At 45.9% G+C, this 675-nt stretch carries 1 protein-coding gene; it reads right to left on the bottom strand.

All coding sequences use genetic code 11. The features are described 5' to 3' along the window. The coding region (locus BTA35_RS16480; protein WP_202931294.1) for a phage tail tip lysozyme at positions 1 to 652 on the bottom strand (652 nt) is incomplete at its 3' end. Between the last annotated feature and the right edge of the window lie 23 nt (positions 653 to 675).

The following is a 675-nucleotide window of genomic DNA, read 5'->3' as shown; positions in this document are numbered from 1 at the left end:
ATAACCAACCAAACGACATATCAACGCGTCCTACTCCGACACCGCCAGATTGCATTCCGCCCATCTCGATGATGGATGTAGTATAGCCGTGCCAATCCTCGGCTAGAATCGCAGTATGTCCATTTGATCCAGCTCCGCCGCCTTGGTTTACAATCAACACGTCTCCGGCCTTCCCTTGGTTTTGAGGAATCTCAGTTAGCCAGTTTCTTGCGCCACGCGCATCACTTGTCATGGAACCTGTGTACCAGCCAACTCCTGGTGGCGTACGATACCCAGCTTTTGTTAAAACCAGCCAAACGAACGAAGAACAATCGGCATAGCCGTTCCTGTCTGGATTTTCAACAGAACCAAATTGCGTTCTTAATGGCATAGAATAATGAAAATAACCTAGTAAACTTTTCGCAGTAGATAAAATACTTCCACCGCCACCAGATGAAATTTCCAAATCTTTGAACTTGTTGTACCAATTTACCGCCCATCCTTGACGCTCAGGGTGTGTATTTGCTGGTCGTTCATAGTTTCTTTCAAATGCATACGCTGCTTGAGACGGATCAGTGATTGCTTTGAATGCTGCTTGAGTAGTTGGTTGAACGATTCCTAACCACTGGCCGTTGTACATCGTCCAATCTAACAACTTACCTTGAGCAGCCATTGTTCGATAATCCTCTGTGATAC

The organism is Oceanospirillum linum (assembly GCF_001995095.2).
GTDB lineage: Bacteria > Pseudomonadota > Gammaproteobacteria > Pseudomonadales > Halomonadaceae > Oceanospirillum > Oceanospirillum linum.
This window is presented reverse-complemented; position numbering and strand designations above follow the sequence as displayed.